The following is a 14,767-nucleotide window of genomic DNA, read 5'->3' as shown; positions in this document are numbered from 1 at the left end:
CCCGTGACCGGCGGTGACGGCCGTGACGAGGGGGGCGGTGCCCCCACTCGTCACCGTCCCCTCGTCGCAACCCCCCTCAGAGCGTCTTGCCGGTGGCCGGTCCCACGATCAGGCCGTCACCGAAGGTGTCCACCCGGACCGTGTCGCCGTCCTTGACCTCGCCGGACAGGATCTCCTTGGCTAGCCGGTCGCCGATGGCGGTCTGGACGAGGCGCCGCAGCGGGCGGGCGCCGTAGGCCGGGTCCATGCCCTCGTCGGCGAGCCAGGCCAGGGCCTCCTCGCTGATCTCCAGGGTGAGCCGGCGTTCCGCGAGGCGCTTGGCCAGCCGGTCGATCTGGAGGCGGGCGATCCGGCCGAGCTCGTCCTTGTTGAGGGCCGAGAAGACGACCAGGTCGTCGAGCCGGTTGAGGAACTCCGGCTTGAAAGAGGCCCGCACGACCTCCAGTACCTGCTCCTTCTTCTCCGCCTCGCTGGTGATCGGGTCGACGAGGAACTGGCTGCCCAGGTTGGAGGTCAGCACCAGGATGGCGTTGCGGAAGTCGACCGTACGGCCCTGACCGTCCGTCAGCCGCCCGTCGTCCAGCACCTGGAGCAGAATGTCGAAGACCTCCGGGTGGGCCTTCTCGACCTCGTCGAGGAGCACCACGCTGTACGGCCGCCTGCGCACCGCCTCGGTCAGCTGGCCGCCCTCCTCGTAGCCGATATAGCCGGGAGGCGCGCCGACGAGCCGGGAGACGCTGTGCTTCTCGCCGTACTCCGACATGTCGATGCGGACCATCGCCCGCTCGTCGTCGAAGAGGAAGTCGGCGAGGGCCTTGGCGAGTTCGGTCTTGCCTACGCCGGTGGGGCCGAGGAAGAGGAAGGATCCGGTGGGACGGTCCGGGTCGGCGATCCCGGCCCTGGTGCGCCGTACGGCATCGGACACGGCCTGCACGGCCTCCGTCTGCCCGATCAGGCGACGGCCCAACTCGTCCTCCATGCGCAGGAGTTTCTGCGTCTCGCCCTCCAGCAGGCGGCCCGCGGGGATGCCGGTCCAGGCGGCGACGGTGTCGGCGATGTCGTCGGGGCCGACCTCCTCCTTGACCATGGTGTCCTTGGAGGCCTCCTCCTCGGCCTGGGAGGCTTCCTCCAAGTCCCGTTCCAGGGTGGGGATCTCGCCGTAGAGCAGCTTGCTGGCGGTGTCGAAGTCGCCGTCGCGCTGAGCCCGTTCGGCCGTGCCGCGCAGTTCGTCGAGCTTCTCCTTCAGCTCACCGACGCGGTTGAGGGACTCCTTCTCCTTCTCCCAGCGGGCGGTGAGGCCGCGCAGCTCCTCCTCCCGGTCGGCGAGGTCGCGGCGCAGTCGCTCCAGGCGTTCGCGGGAGGCGGGGTCGGTCTCCTTCTCCAGCGCGAGCTCCTCCATCTTCAACCGGTCGACTCCGCGCTGGAGTTCGTCGATCTCGACGGGCGAGGAGTCGATCTCCATGCGGAGGCGGGAGGCCGCCTCGTCGACGAGGTCGATGGCCTTGTCGGGCAGGAAGCGGGAGGTGATGTACCGGTCGGAGAGGGCCGCCGCGGCCACCAGCGCGCTGTCGGCGATGACGACCTTGTGGTGGGCCTCGTAGCGTCCCTTGAGCCCGCGCAGGATGGCGATGGTGTCCTCGACGGTCGGCTCGGCGACCAGGACCTGCTGGAAGCGGCGCTCCAGGGCGGGGTCCTTCTCGACCCGCTCGCGGTACTCGTCGAGGGTGGTGGCGCCGACCATGCGCAGTTCGCCGCGGGCGAGCATGGGCTTGAGCATGTTGCCGGCGTCCATGGCGGAGTCGCCTCCGGCGCCGGCGCCCACGACGGTGTGCAGTTCGTCGATGAAGGTGATGATCTGGCCGTCGGAGTTCTTGATCTCGGCGAGGACGGTCTTGAGCCGCTCCTCGAACTCACCCCGGTACTTCGCGCCCGCGATCATGGCTCCGATGTCGAGCGCGACGAGCCGCTTGTCCTTGAGCGACTCGGGCACGTCCCCCTTGACGATCCGCTGGGCGAGCCCCTCGACGACGGCGGTCTTGCCGACGCCGGGCTCGCCGATGAGGACGGGGTTGTTCTTCGTGCGGCGGCTGAGCACCTGCACGACGCGGCGGATCTCCTGGTCCCGGCCGATGACGGGGTCGAGCTTGCCCTCGCGCGCGGCGGCCGTGAAGTCGGTGCCGAACTTCTCCAGCGCCTTGTACTGCCCCTCGGGGTCGGCGGTGGTCACCCTGCGCCCTCCTCGGGCCTTCTGGAAGGCGTCCACCAGCTTTTTCGCGGTGACGCCCTGCTGTGTCAGCACGTCCGCCGCCGGCCCGCCCTTGGCGGCGATGCCGATGAGCAGGTGCTCGGTGGAGAGGTACTCGTCACCCAGGTCCCCGGCGCGGGCCTGTGCCTCCGCGATGACGGAGAGCAGGTCGCGGTTGGGCTGCGGGGGCGCGACGGTGGAGCCGGTCACGCTGGGCAGCCCGGCGAGCGCCTTCTCGGCCCCGGCGCGGACGGCGGCCTGGTCGGCGTCGACGGCGGCGAGCAGGTCGGTGATGTTGGCGTTGTCCTGCCCCTGGAGCAGAGCGAGGAGCAGGTGGGCGGGGGTGAGATCGGCGTGCCCCCCGGTCACGGCACGGTTGCTGGCCGCGTTGATCGCGTCCCGGCTCCGGTTGGTCAGCTCGGCATCCACGTTCGCGTACTCCTCCTCGGTCTCGGCTCGCCCTGTCTGACTCAGTCAGCGTATACAAAGTTGAGTCTATTCCACTCAAGGCGATCCCCGGGAGGGCTGAGGGACTAGCTTCCCGGTATGACCTCCTACGCCCAGGATCCGGGTGCCCCGGACGCGCCGTTCCTCAGCTTCTGGCGGGAACGGCATCTGTGCACGCTGACCACACCCCGCCCGGACGGCGGCCCGCACGTGGTACCCGTCGGGGTGACCTACGACCCCGAGGCCGGTCTCGCCCGGGTGATCGCGAGCCGGACGAGCGCGAAGGTACGGCACGTGCTGGCGGCCGGCGAGGGCGGGGCGGCGGTGGCGGTGTGCCAGGTGGCGGGGCCGCGGTGGGCGACGCTGGAGGGGCGGGCGTACGTCCGTGACGAACCGGAGCGGGTCGCGGAGGCGGAGCGGCGGTACGCCGAGCGCTACGAGCGGACGCCGTCACCGAACCCGTTGCGGGTGGTCATCGAGATCTCGCTGACCGGGGCGATGGGGCGCCCTTGAGCCGCGACCCGATCACCCCATGGCGGTAAATGTCGCCCAAAACTGCAGCGGCGTCACCGTGTTCAGGTCACGGTGACGCCGCTGCGGGGGGAAGCACCTGCGCGATCTGTTACGTCGGGGGAATCGCGTCAGGCACTGCGGGGGGTGGCTGAGATGGTCCGGGGGGTGGGGGTTTCCGGTTCCACCAGCCGATGGTCTCGTTGGTCCAGGTTCACAAAGATCATTCCGTACCGGATGGCACACCGGACAGGCTGCGGCGCCCCCCGAGGCCGCCGCAGACACCGGTACGCCCGCACGTCCTCGTCGTCGTCCCGCGTGACGACCACCGGTTCACCGAAGACCGTCACCATCAACGAGTCACCGGTGTGGGGGATCGCGGTGACCAGATCGATGAAGTGCCAGCCGGATCGGTAGGCGGTGGCCATCTCCCTGCGAAAGGAGCGGTCGTCAGGTGGAGTAGTCATGTCAGTCCCAGACGGTGTCAGCAGGGAATGCCTGCACCTCTTCGCCGACAACCACGGTGTCCGCAGCCTCGGCACCGCCTGCTCTGTGAACGTCGCCCTTCACGCCGGAGAGGCCGGCCAGTGCGCCGAAGGCCACAACGGTAGAGAAGGCGGCGACAAGCACCGAGCGAAGCATTTTGTTACGCATAGTCGGCTTCGTCCTCACTTGAAGGTCCCCTCTTCCCCCGTCGAGTAAGACGATGGCTCATTCGGGCACATCATGGCCACACGAACGGTGCATCATGTTCCTGCATGTTCAGGACCCTGGGGGGTGGAAATTTGGTATCGAATGGGACTAACGCGACACATCCCCACGCGGTGACCGAACTGTGTGACGAAGGCGGCCGTCTTTACGCCACCGCGCTGCGCACAGGACGGGTCTCCCGTGGGGACGCGGAGTCGATTCCCTGCCTGCTGGAGTTCGCTCTGCTGCACCCCGACCCGGACGACGCGAACTGGATGCTTCCGGTTCCGCCTTCGGTCGCGCTGGCTCAGCGGCTCAATCCCCTCGAACACGAGATCACCGAGCGCAGACGGCTGTCGATCGAGCTCGCGGACTCCTTCGAGCCGTTCATGGCGCTCAGCGCTCAGCAGATGGCGCCGGCGCACTCGATCACGGTTCTGGAGGGGCTCGACCGGATCAACGCCGCGCTCGACCTGGCGACGTCCCAGTGCCAGTCCGAGGTGCTCACCGTCCAGCCGAGCCGCGGCCGCCGCCCCGACAATCGGCTCATCGAGGGGCTGGAGCGCGACCGGACTCTCATAGACCGGGGCGTCCGGATCCGGACGCTGTACCAGCACGTCGCCCGGTACAGCCCCGAGCGGCTGGCCTACATGGAACAGTTCGCCGACGGGAAGGTGGAGTACCGCACGATCGACGAGCTGGTGGAGCGGCTCATCATCTGCGACGAGACCGTGGCCTTCATACCCGTCCGGGACGACCGGCAGGTCGCGCTGGAGCTCCGGCACCCGGGACTGGTCAGCTACCTGACCAAGGTCTTCGAGTTCATGTGGAGCCGGGCGGTCCCGCTGAGCGCCGGCGCTCCCTACGAGACCGCGCCGGACGGCATCACCGACATCCAGCACTCCATTGCCAAGCTCCTCGTCGAGGGGCACGTGGACGAGGCGATCGCCCGGCGGCTGGGCATGAACGTGCGCACCTGCCGCGCCCACATCGCCAAGCTCGCGACGGCCCTGGGCAGCGGCAGCCGCGCTCAGCTCGGCTTCCTCATCGCCCAGTCGGGGATCCTCGACCAGGGGCACGCGGCGGCGCAGGGGGACGGGCACCCGTGAGGGAGGCCTGGACATACGCACCCGCGCGCCGCGCGAAAAGCGGCGGCCGGGTGCCGGGGACGCGGACGGACCCCGCCACGAGGAGCGGCCGACGGCGATGAGCGGGCCACGGCCGGGAAACGCCGCCTGCGGCCCGGGCGCAGCCGCCCCCTCGGCCACCGCCGACCAGCCGTCCGTCGGCGCCCTGAGCCGCACGAGGGGGCGATGCCGGGGTGTGCCGCCGCGGCGGGCGGCCGCCGCACAGCGGAACCAGGAGTCCTTGAGCGGGAGGGAGTGACCGGGTGAACCCGGTGCCACATCCGGAGCACGGCGTGGAGAACCTGTGCGCGGCAGGGACGGAGCTGTACGCGCGCGCCCTGCGCGAGGGGTACGTGCTCGGCGTCGAAGCCGGCGCGGCGCCCTGCCTGCTCGACTTCGGGCTCCTGCATCCCGCCGTCACGGACCCGGACCGGCTGGAACCGGTCGCCCCGGTCGTCGCCCTGCACCGCATGCTGCGGATCGCGGAGGAGCGTGTCGCGGAGGAACGGCGGCGTGAGGCCCTGCTGGCCGAGACGTTCGAGCCCCTCATGCGGATCGAGGGCCGTCGCACGGGAGCCGAGGACTCGTCGATGATCAGCGTCCTCAGCGGGATCGACCTCATCGGCCGGGTCATCGGCCAGGCCGTGGCCGCCGGCTCCGAGCTGCTGTCCATCCAGCCGAACACCAGCGACAGACACGCCCAGCCGCCCCCGTCCGTGCATGTGGAGGCGTTCGACCGCGACCAGGACCTGCTGGCCCGGGGCGGCCGTATCCGCACGCTCTACCAGCACACCCTGCGCCACGCGCCCAGCGTCGTGGCCCGCTACGAGCGCCTGCACGGCGACGTGGAGGCCCGGTCCCTGGACGAGGTGACGGAACGCCTGATCATCGTGGACCGGACCGTGGCCTTCATCCCCGCCAACAAGGACCGCAGCCTCGCCCTGGAGGTGCGCCACCCGGCCCTGACCACCTTCTTCGTCACGACCTTCGACCGGCTGTGGCGGCTGGCCACCCCGATGCACCCCGAGGCCGTGCACCAGCCCACCCGCAACGGCATCACCCCCCGCCAACAAGCCATCGCCGCCCTCCTCGTCGAGGGCCACACCGACGCCGTGATCGCCGACCGGCTCGGCATGAACATCCGCACCGCCCGCGTCCACATCGCCAAACTCGCCGCCACCCTCGGCAGCGAGAGCCGCGCCCAGCTCGGCTACCTCATCGCGCAGTCCGGGATTCTTGACCGGGGAGCGTGACGGAGGGGACGGAGGCCGGGCTGCGGTCCAGGCCCACCTGCGCTATCCGGACGCCCAGCTGGGTACGGCTGGCCGCCCCCAGCGTCTCCGACAGCCGCGCGATGTGGGCCCGGCAGGTGCGCACGCTTATCCCCAGGCGCTCCGCGATCACCGCGTCCTGGTGGCCCTCCGCGAGCAGGGCCGCGATGGACTGTTCGCGATGGGAGATGCCCTCGATGCCGGTGTCGGGAAGGGGGGCCGTCAGCGGGATCGCCAGGCGCCACAGCCGCTCGAAGACCGTCACCAGGTACTCCACCAGCGCCGGGTGCCGCAGCTCCAGCGCGAGGGTGCGGTCGGCGTTCGCGGGGACGAAGGCGACCGTGCGGTCGAAGAGGATCAGCCGGTCGATGACCTCGTCGAGGGTGCGGGCCTGGACCGAACCGCCCATCAGTTCAAGGTAGTTGAGCAGTCCCTGGCCGTGCCGTGCCACATGTGTGTAGAGGTCCCGCATGCGTACGCCCCGGCCGCGCAGCGCCAGCGCCCGGTGCAGGCCCTCGGTCAGCTCGTGCTCGGGGCGGATGCCGCCGGGCTGCACGGTGAGGACCTCGGTCGTGCACGCCTCGGTCGCCTCGTCCATCGCGGCCTGGATCCGGGAGAGGCCGTCCAGGACGCGGATCGCGGTGCCCTCGCCGGCGCCCGCGACGACACTGGGCCCGAGCCCGGCGAACCGCTCCACCGCGGCGACCACCGCCCCGACCCGTCGCTGGCTCGCGCTGACGTCGTCGTAGACCCCGCGCAGCAGCCGGGTCATGACCTCCTGCGGTGCCGTCGGCACCAGCCAGTCCATGTCGTCGGGGTCCGGGTGCAGCAGGGCCAGCTCCAGCAGGCAGGGCACCGGTTCGGCGTCGGAGCGCGGCACCCGGCCGCGCCGTACCGCCCGGGAGTACACGTGGTCCCCGGCTTCGCACAGCCGGTCAGCGCCGTGTGGATGGTCGTCCGCCGTGTACCCGGCCATTGCCCATCCCACCCCCGGTTCCAGCGTCTGCCGCCCTCTTGCACTGCTTCCCGCAGGGGCGTCGAAGTTCCCTGGGCTCCGCAACTATGCGCGGCCCGGACGGGCTCCGCAACACGGCTCCTGGAGCCAGGATCCCGGAAAGCTGCCGGTATGCACCACTACATCCCGGCCACCCCTCGCCCGGCCGCACCGAGCCGCGCCCCCCGTACGGCCGGGGCCGGCCCCGTGCGGAACAACCCGCTCCGCGTGTCAACTCCCGGAAACCACGCAGTGATCACCCCGTTACGTGCCGCACTTAACGTCAGGTCATGGCGGACATATTTGACGCATACGCGTTGGCCGACGCGTGGGACGAGATGTTCGAGCGGCCGGGTGAGGTCAGGACCGCCTACGAGCCGGTGCTGGCCGCACTCCAGCCGATCGAACCGAGTGAACTCAGGTTCCGGGCCGACCAGATGGCACGGGCGTTCACCGACAGGGGTGTGACCTACGCCTTCGCGGGCGAGGAGCGGCCCTGGCCGCTGGACCTGGTGCCGAGGATCCTCGACGCTCTCGAATGGGATCTCATCCAACGGGGAGTCGCTCAGCGGGTCAGGGCCCTGGAGGCCTACCTCGCCGACGCCTACGGTCACGCCCGGGCCTTCGAGGACGGCGTGGTGCCCTGGCGGCTGCTCCTGAGCTCCCCGCACTTCCACCGGGCCGCCCACGGGATCGAACCGGTCAACTCCGTGCGCATCCATGTCGCCGGCATCGACCTCGTACGCGACGAACAGGGCGACTTCCGGGTCCTGGAGGACAACGTCCGTGTTCCCAGCGGCGTGTCGTACGTCATCGAGAACCGGCGCGCGATGACCCGCGTCTTCCCGTCCCTGTTCGCCGAACAGCATGTGGTCCCCGTCGACGGATACGCGCAGAAGCTGCTCGCGGCCCTGCGCGCCGCCGCCCCCGACGGAGTGAAGGATCCCCGGGTCGTCGTCCTCACCCCCGGGCCCAGCAACGCCGCCTACTTCGAACACGCGCTGCTGGCCCGGCTGATGGGCGTACAGCTGGTCGAGGGGCACGACCTGGTGTGCCGCACCAACCGGGTGTGGATGCGGACCACGCGCGGCGAGGTGCCCGTCCATGTCGTATACCGGCGCCTGGACGACGACTTCCTCGATCCGCTGCACTTCCGGCCCGACTCGGTGATCGGCTGCCCGGGCATCATGAGCGCGGCCACGGCGGGCCACGTCACCCTCGCCAACGCGGTCGGCAACGGCATCGCGGACGACAAGCTGCTCTACACCTACGTCCCGGACCTGATCCGCTACTACCTCTCCGAGGAACCGATTCTTCCCAACGTGGAGTCCTTCCGGCCCGACGAGCCGGGGCAGTTGGAGGCCGTCCTGGACCAGATCGACCAGCTCGTCGTGAAACCCGTCGACGGATCCGGCGGCCAGGGCATCGTCATCGGGCCCAAGGCCGACCGCGAGACCCTGGAACGCACCCGGAAAGCGGTCAGGGCCGACCCCCGCGGCTTCATCGCCCAGCGCCCGGTCGCCCTGTCCACCTCCCCCACCCTCGCGGGTGACCACATGGCACCCCGCCACATCGACCTGCGCCCCTTCGCCGTCAACGACGGCAACGACATCTGGGTGCTGCCCGGCGGCCTGACCCGGGTCGCCCTCCAGGAGGGCAACCTGATCGTCAACTCCAGCCAGGGCGGCGGCTCCAAGGACACCTGGGTGCTCGCCGAGGGCCCCGCCGAGCCGCCCACGCCCGCGAACGGGACCGCCCGCTTCGACATCGCCCCACGTCAGCACGGTCCAGACGGCACCCCCACCGTCGCGCAGGAAGGGGCGCAGCAGCAGTGAACGACGTGATCCTCTCCCGGATAGCCGAGGCACTCATCTGGACCGGCCGGTACGTCGAGCGGGCGGACGCCACGGGCCGGATCCTCGACGCCTACCTCCACCGGATGCTGGAGGACCCCTGGCGCGACCAGGACGTGGCCTGCCGGTCGCTGTACGCGATCCTCGGCGTCGACGCGGGCGGCACCCGCGTGGACATGCAGCAGGTCCTCGACCAGCTCGCCTTCGACGCCCGCTCGACCTGCTCCATCGAGGGCGCGCTCGGCGCGGCCCGGCTCAACGCGCGCAGTGCCCGTGAGGCGGTCTCCTCGGAGATGTGGGAGTGCCTGAACTCCACCTGGCACGCCCTCGCCGACCAGCGCCTCGCGGCCCGCCGTACGGGCCCCTACGCCTATCTGGAGCTCGTACGGCGCCGCTCGGCGCTCTTCTTCGGGCTCACCGACTCCACCATGAGCCGCGACGACAGCTGGCGTTTCGTGGTGCTCGGCCGGAGCCTGGAACGGGTGGACATGACCGTGCGGCTGCTGTCGGTCCGGGTCCTGGACGCGGACCACGCGCCCGACTGGCCGACCCTGCTGAGCGCTTCGGGCGCCGACGAGGCGTACGCACGCGTGTACAGCGGTTTCGGCGACACCCCGCGCGTGGCCGAGTTCCTGCTCCTGGACCGGGACTTCCCGCGCTCCGCGCTGCACGCGCTGACCACGGCCGAGGAGTGCCTGACCGCGCTCGGCCGCCCCCGCCAGGACCCCGCGCGCCGCCCGATCGGCCGGATGCGCACCCGTCTCGAATACCTCGACCTGCACGCCCTGGAGGATCAACTCCCCCTTCTGCTGGGTGACCTGCAGACCGCCTGCATGGCCTCCGCGGAGGCGGTCGCGGAGCGGTTCTTCCCGTACCAGGGGCCCGTCGAGTGGGCCCAGGAAGGAGCGTGAGCATGACCAGCCGCCTCCGGATCAATCACGTCACGAACGTCTCGTACGCCCAGCCCGCGGCCTCGTCCCACAACGAGGTCCGCATGACCCCGCTGACGCTGCCCGCCCAGACCACCCTGGACGCCCGGGTCACCGTCAGCCCGGCGACGCCCACCTGGTCGTACTGGGACTACTGGGGCACCCAGGTCACCGCCTTCGACCTGACGGACCCGCACGGCCATCTCACCATCACCGCCTCCAGCCTGGTCGAGACGTCCCGTCCGGAACCGCTGCCGGCCCCGCCCACCTGGGACGAGGTGGCCGAACGCATCGCGCGGACCCGCCTGTTGGAGTTCGCCGGCCCGACGGGCCGTACGACGGTCCCGCCGAAGCTGGTCAAGAAGGCCCGGAAGGCTGCGGCCGGCCTCGACCCGCACGAGACGGCGGTCGCGGTGTCGGAGCTGGTCGCCGACCGGGTGACGTACCTGCCCGGCGCGACCAGCGTGAACACCTCGCCCGCGGAGGCCTGGGAGCAGGGCGCCGGCGTCTGCCAGGACATCACCCATCTCACCATCGCCCTGCTGCGCGGCGCCGGCCTCCCGGCCCGCTATGTCTCCGGCTACCTCCACCCGGAACGCGACGCCGAACTCCACCGGCCCGTCGCCGGGGAGAGCCACGCCTGGATCGAGTACTGGGCGGGCGACTGGTGCGCCTACGACCCCACCAACCGGGTCCGGGCCGACGAGTCCCACGTGGTGGTGGCACGGGGGCGCGACTACGACGACGTGACGCCGCACAAGGGCATCTACCGGGGCGTGCCGGGAGGACCGCCGGAGGTGACGGTGGAGTTCACGCGGGTGGCCTGACCGGGACTGCGGAGGGGCTCCGGGGTCCCCCTCCGCCCCGGCGGGGCTACTTCAGGCCCGCCGCCGCGCAGGCGCTCTTGTACTCCGCGGTGCAGATGTCCTTGATCGTGTAGATGCCGTCCTTGACGACCGTGCTCTTGATGTTGTCCTTCGTCAGGGCGACGACCTGGACGAGCTGCGCCGGGATGTCCTTGTTCGTGGGGCTGTCGACGCTGTCCGTGGCGAGCGCGTCGAACTGGATCGACTTGCCCTGGATCTTCATCACGGCCATCTCGGCGGCGGCCTCGGCCTCGCCCGGGTACGGCTTGTAGACGCTCATGTACTGCTCGCCCGAGAGGATCCGCTGCACCGCGGGCAGCTCCGCGTCCTGGCCGGTGATCGGCGGGAGGCTGGTCATGCCCGCGGCCTCCATCGCCTGGATGGCGGCGCCGGCCATGGCGTCGTTGGCGGAGTAGACGGCCTTGATGTTGCCCTTGCCGAGCGCGCTGATCGCCCGGGACATGTCCTTCTGGGCGATCTCCGGCTTCCAGCCGTCCACGTCGTACGACTCGGCGATCGTCACCTTGCCGTTGAGCTCGGACATCGCACCCGCCTTGAACTGTCCGGCGTTCGGGTCGGACGGCGAGCCGTTGATCATGACGATCTTGTCGGAGGTGTCGATGTTCGAGCCGATCGCCTCGACGAGGGAGCGGCCCTGCACCTCACCGACGAGTTCGTTGTCGAAGGAGACGTACGCGTCGATCGGACCCTCGGCGAGCCGGTCGTAGGCGATGACCGGGATGCCCGCGTCCTTGGCCTTCTTCACCATGCCCGCGATGGCGTGCGAGTCCACCGCGTCCAGCAGGATCACGTCGACCTTCTCGTCGATCATCTGCTGCATCTGCGTGGCCTGCTTCTTGGCGCTGGCCTCGCCGTTGGCGTAGATGGTCTTGCCCTGCTTGTTCGTGAGCTGGGCGACCTTCTTCTGGATGATCGGGTAGTCGAACTCCTCGTAACGGGTGTTCGTCTTCTCCGGCATCAGCACACCCACGGTGACGTCGTTGCCCTTGGTCGGGCTCGCCTCGCTCCCGCTCGCGGCGCCGAGCGCCCCGCAGGCGGCCAGCGAGAAGGTCATCGTGGACGCTGCCACGGCTATGGCGATACGACGCATGGGGCTGCTCACTTCTGGTGCTTTAAGGACGTGGGCGCGGCGTTGCGGCCCATGTGACTGAAAAGCCAACGCGGCGGCGCCCACCGACGTCAAGCGGAATCACTTAACGAGTGCGCAACGCCACTCTCCGCCGATGGTGTGAAGAATTGGCACGAACACTAGTACAACCAACTTCACACCTCGCGAGTCGTGATCACGGCAGCCCCACAACTGCTGCTCCCCGTACGACCAGAGGACCGAATGAAGTCAGCCAGACGCACGGCCCCGGCGACAGCCGCCGCCGTCGTGCTCGCCACCGCCGGCAGCCTGCTCGCCGTGACGACGGCCCCCGCCTCTGCGGCGGTGTCGTGCGCCTCCCCGGTGTTCAAGCGTCAGTTCTTCGCGAACACGTCCTTCTCCGGCACCCCGAAGAAGACCGACTGCGACAACGCGGTCGACGAGAGCTGGAGCGGCGCCCCCGCCTCCGGCCTCCCGAAGGACAACTTCGGCGTCCGCTGGACCGTGACCCGCGACTTCGGCTCCGGCGGCCCCTTCGCGCTCAGCGCCACCGGCCTGGACGGCATCCGCGTCTACGTCGACGGCGTCCGCAAGATCGACCTGTGGAAGAACGTCTCGGCGACGGTCAAGAAGACCGCCAACGTGACGATCCCCTCCGGCAAGCACACCCTGCGCATCGACTACGCCAACTGGACCGGCGCCGCCAAGGCCAAGGTCACGTACACGCCCCGCACCACCGCCGACGTCGACAAGGTCAAGCCCCTCGTCCCGACCGGCACTTCGGTGACGTACGACCAGCCCACCGGCAAGGCGAAACTGACCTGGGCGAAGAACAAGGAGATGGACCTCGCCGGGTACAAGGTCTACCGGCGGCTCAAGGGCACCTCCTTCCCGGCCACTCCGCTCACGACGACCACCTCGACCTCGTACACCGACACCCCGCCGCCGACCGGCGCCACATACTACTACGAGGTCCGCGCCCGCGACAAGGCCGGCAACACCTCGGGCGGCACCGCCGACCAGCCCGTCACCACCGCGGACACGACTCCGCCCGCGGCGCCGTTCCTGGAGATGGACGCGTGTCCGGTGGACCAGCCCTACGCGGCCCCGGAGCTCGTCACGACCTCGGAGAACGCCGCCGACATCGCCCTCTACGAGATGCAGCGGCTCGACCCCGTCAGCCGCACCTGGGCCACCGTGTACACCGGGACCAAGGGGGCGATCTGCGACACCGGTTACGCCGCCGACGGCAGCAAGGTCACCTATCGCGGCCGGGCCCGGGACGCCGTCGGGAACTGGTCCGCGTACTCGGCGGCCACCACCTTCTCCACGTCCGACCTGACACCGCCCGCCACCGCCGCCGACGCGCGCGTCGAGTACCGGTCGGGCGTTCCGCACGTGGTGTGGTCGGCCGTCGACGGGGCGGCCTCGTACCAGGTCCTCCAGTACGACCGGGCGACCGGCGGCTGGCTCGACGCGCTGCCCCGCGCCGCGGGTGGCAACACCCCGGCCACCACCACGGGGACCGACACCGTGCCGCGCCAGCTGCTCGCGGTCGCCGACGGCTACCGGTACGCGGTGCGCTCGGTGGACGCCAAGGGCAACGCGGCCGCCCCGGTGGAGGTCACGCTGACGATGGCCGACCGGCCCGAGGCGATCGCGCCGTTCAGCACCACCGCGAGCAGGTTCGACGAGGGGGTGATGATCGAGTGGAGCAGCGCCGATCCGTGGACCTTCGGCGAGGACAAGCCCCTGCTCACCTACCGGATCATCCGCACCGACAAGGCGACCGGCGAGAGCAGCGTGGTGGCCGCCTGCAAGCCCAACAGCTCGCAGGACCTGCCGCTGACGGACCCGGAGACGTACTGGACCTGGAACACCGGCGACGCCCCCGACTACGCCGGTGCCCGGCAGATCAACGGCGTCTGCTGGGACGTCTCCGGTGCCTCCGAGACGACGTACGACTACACGGTCGTGACGATCGACCCGTACGGCCATGAGTCGCAGCCCGGCCCCGCCGCCACCGCGACCACGCCGGACACCGAGCGCCCCGCCCCGGTGGAGAACCTGGCCGCCGAGCAGATCCCGCTCGGTGTGCGCCTGACCTGGACACCGCCCGCCGACGACGACGTCACGGGCTACAAGGTGTGGCAGGGCGTCACGGACCCGGAGACCGGCGAGACGGTCTGGGACCAGAACTGCTGGACGGGCGACTCCCTGGCCGACACCGAGATCCTCTGCCCGACGGTCCCCGACGGCGCCACGCACACCTACAAGGTGGCCGCCACGGACGGCTCCCCCTTGATCCACTCGTACGACGGCCCCGAGGCCTTCCACCCCGCCGAGCTCTCCGTCACCCTGCCCGACACCCGGCCGCCGGGCTGGACGGGGACCGAGATCCGTGAGGACCAGTACCCGGAGCTGTACGTCGGCTGCTCGGAGAGCTCCGGCCTCGGCGACTGCGGCCGGTTCGCGAGCTACCGTGTGGAGCGCTGGGACCCGGCTTCGGCCGCCTATGTCACCCTCACCGAGGGCACGATGTACGACGCCGTGTTCTTCATGGACAGGACGGTCCACGAGGACGCGCTGGGCCTGTACTACTACCGCGTCGTCCGTCTGGACGCCGCCGGCGCCGAGGCCGCGACCACGCCGATCGCGTACGGCGTCTGGGACTCCTGGATCTGAGCCCGCACGGACGGAAGAAGGGGCCCGGAGAATCCTCCGGGC

General features: G+C 70.4%; 12 protein-coding genes. 7 read left to right on the top strand and 5 right to left on the bottom strand.

The window, feature by feature from the left end; translation table 11 throughout:
• Window positions 1-76 precede the first annotated feature (76 nt).
• Complete coding sequence (gene clpB, locus OHT57_RS26430) at window positions 77-2,674, bottom strand: ATP-dependent chaperone ClpB (RefSeq protein WP_328748990.1); 2,598 nt, start codon at window positions 2,672-2,674, stop codon at window positions 77-79.
• Window positions 2,675-2,791: 117 nt separating this feature from the next.
• On the opposite strand from clpB, the gene OHT57_RS26425 reads away from it, so the two are divergent.
• Window positions 2,792-3,205, top strand: a complete 414-nt coding sequence (locus OHT57_RS26425; RefSeq protein ID WP_328748989.1) for a pyridoxamine 5'-phosphate oxidase family protein — start codon at window positions 2,792-2,794, stop codon at window positions 3,203-3,205.
• A 128-nt stretch (window positions 3,206-3,333) separates the two neighbouring features.
• Here OHT57_RS26425 and OHT57_RS26420 read toward each other — a convergent pair whose 3' ends face one another.
• Together OHT57_RS26420 and OHT57_RS26415 are read right to left on the bottom strand one after the other, a co-directional pair.
• Window positions 3,334-3,669, bottom strand: coding sequence for a hypothetical protein (locus OHT57_RS26420; RefSeq protein ID WP_328748988.1), 336 nt, complete (start codon window positions 3,667-3,669; stop codon window positions 3,334-3,336).
• A 1-nt stretch (window position 3,670) separates the two neighbouring features.
• Window positions 3,671-3,856 (bottom strand): hypothetical protein, encoded by a 186-nt coding sequence (locus tag OHT57_RS26415; protein ID WP_328753541.1) that lies wholly within the window; start codon window positions 3,854-3,856, stop codon window positions 3,671-3,673.
• A gap of 104 nt (window positions 3,857-3,960) precedes the next feature.
• Here OHT57_RS26415 and OHT57_RS26410 point away from each other — a divergent pair, with 104 nt between their 5' ends.
• Both OHT57_RS26410 and OHT57_RS26405 read left to right on the top strand, forming a co-directional pair.
• The gene (locus tag OHT57_RS26410) at window positions 3,961-5,001 is read left to right on the top strand and encodes a helix-turn-helix transcriptional regulator (protein WP_443053488.1); all 1,041 of its coding nucleotides are present in this window, start codon (window positions 3,961-3,963) and stop codon (window positions 4,999-5,001) included.
• A 281-nt stretch (window positions 5,002-5,282) separates the two neighbouring features.
• Entirely contained in the window at window positions 5,283-6,272 is a 990-nt protein-coding gene (locus OHT57_RS26405; protein WP_328748986.1) for a helix-turn-helix transcriptional regulator, read from the top strand.
• Here the strand turns inward: OHT57_RS26405 and OHT57_RS26400 are convergent.
• Window positions 6,235-7,266, bottom strand: a complete 1,032-nt coding sequence (locus tag OHT57_RS26400) for a helix-turn-helix transcriptional regulator (RefSeq protein ID WP_328748985.1) — start codon at window positions 7,264-7,266, stop codon at window positions 6,235-6,237. The genes OHT57_RS26405 and OHT57_RS26400 overlap by 38 nt on opposite strands.
• A gap of 308 nt (window positions 7,267-7,574) precedes the next feature.
• Between OHT57_RS26400 and OHT57_RS26395 the strand changes: the two genes are divergently transcribed.
• From OHT57_RS26395 to OHT57_RS26385, 3 genes are read left to right on the top strand one after another with little or no spacing between them, the layout of a single operon-like run.
• Window positions 7,575-9,119, top strand: a complete 1,545-nt coding sequence (locus OHT57_RS26395; protein WP_328748984.1) for a circularly permuted type 2 ATP-grasp protein — start codon at window positions 7,575-7,577, stop codon at window positions 9,117-9,119.
• Window positions 9,116-10,048 carry an alpha-E domain-containing protein gene (locus OHT57_RS26390; protein WP_328748983.1) on the top strand — a complete coding sequence of 311 codons (933 nt, stop codon included), beginning with the start codon at window positions 9,116-9,118 and terminating at the stop codon, window positions 10,046-10,048. Before OHT57_RS26395 ends, OHT57_RS26390 begins: the two co-directional genes overlap by 4 nt.
• Window positions 10,049-10,050: 2 nt before the next feature.
• On the top strand, window positions 10,051-10,893 hold the full coding sequence (locus OHT57_RS26385; RefSeq protein ID WP_328748982.1) for a transglutaminase family protein: 843 nt from the start codon (window positions 10,051-10,053) through the stop codon (window positions 10,891-10,893).
• Window positions 10,894-10,939: 46 nt separating this feature from the next.
• Here OHT57_RS26385 and OHT57_RS26380 read toward each other — a convergent pair whose 3' ends face one another.
• Window positions 10,940-12,043, bottom strand: a complete 1,104-nt coding sequence (locus OHT57_RS26380) for a sugar ABC transporter substrate-binding protein (RefSeq protein WP_328753332.1) — start codon at window positions 12,041-12,043, stop codon at window positions 10,940-10,942.
• 240 nt (window positions 12,044-12,283) lie between these two features.
• Here OHT57_RS26380 and OHT57_RS26375 point away from each other — a divergent pair, with 240 nt between their 5' ends.
• Window positions 12,284-14,725, top strand: coding sequence for a PA14 domain-containing protein (locus OHT57_RS26375; RefSeq protein ID WP_328748981.1), 2,442 nt, complete (start codon window positions 12,284-12,286; stop codon window positions 14,723-14,725).
• Window positions 14,726-14,767 lie beyond the last annotated feature (42 nt).

The organism is Streptomyces sp. NBC_00285 (genome assembly GCF_036174265.1).
GTDB lineage: Bacteria > Actinomycetota > Actinomycetes > Streptomycetales > Streptomycetaceae > Streptomyces.
Note: the sequence above shows the minus strand (reverse complement) of the source record. Positions and strands in the feature narration are given on the sequence as shown.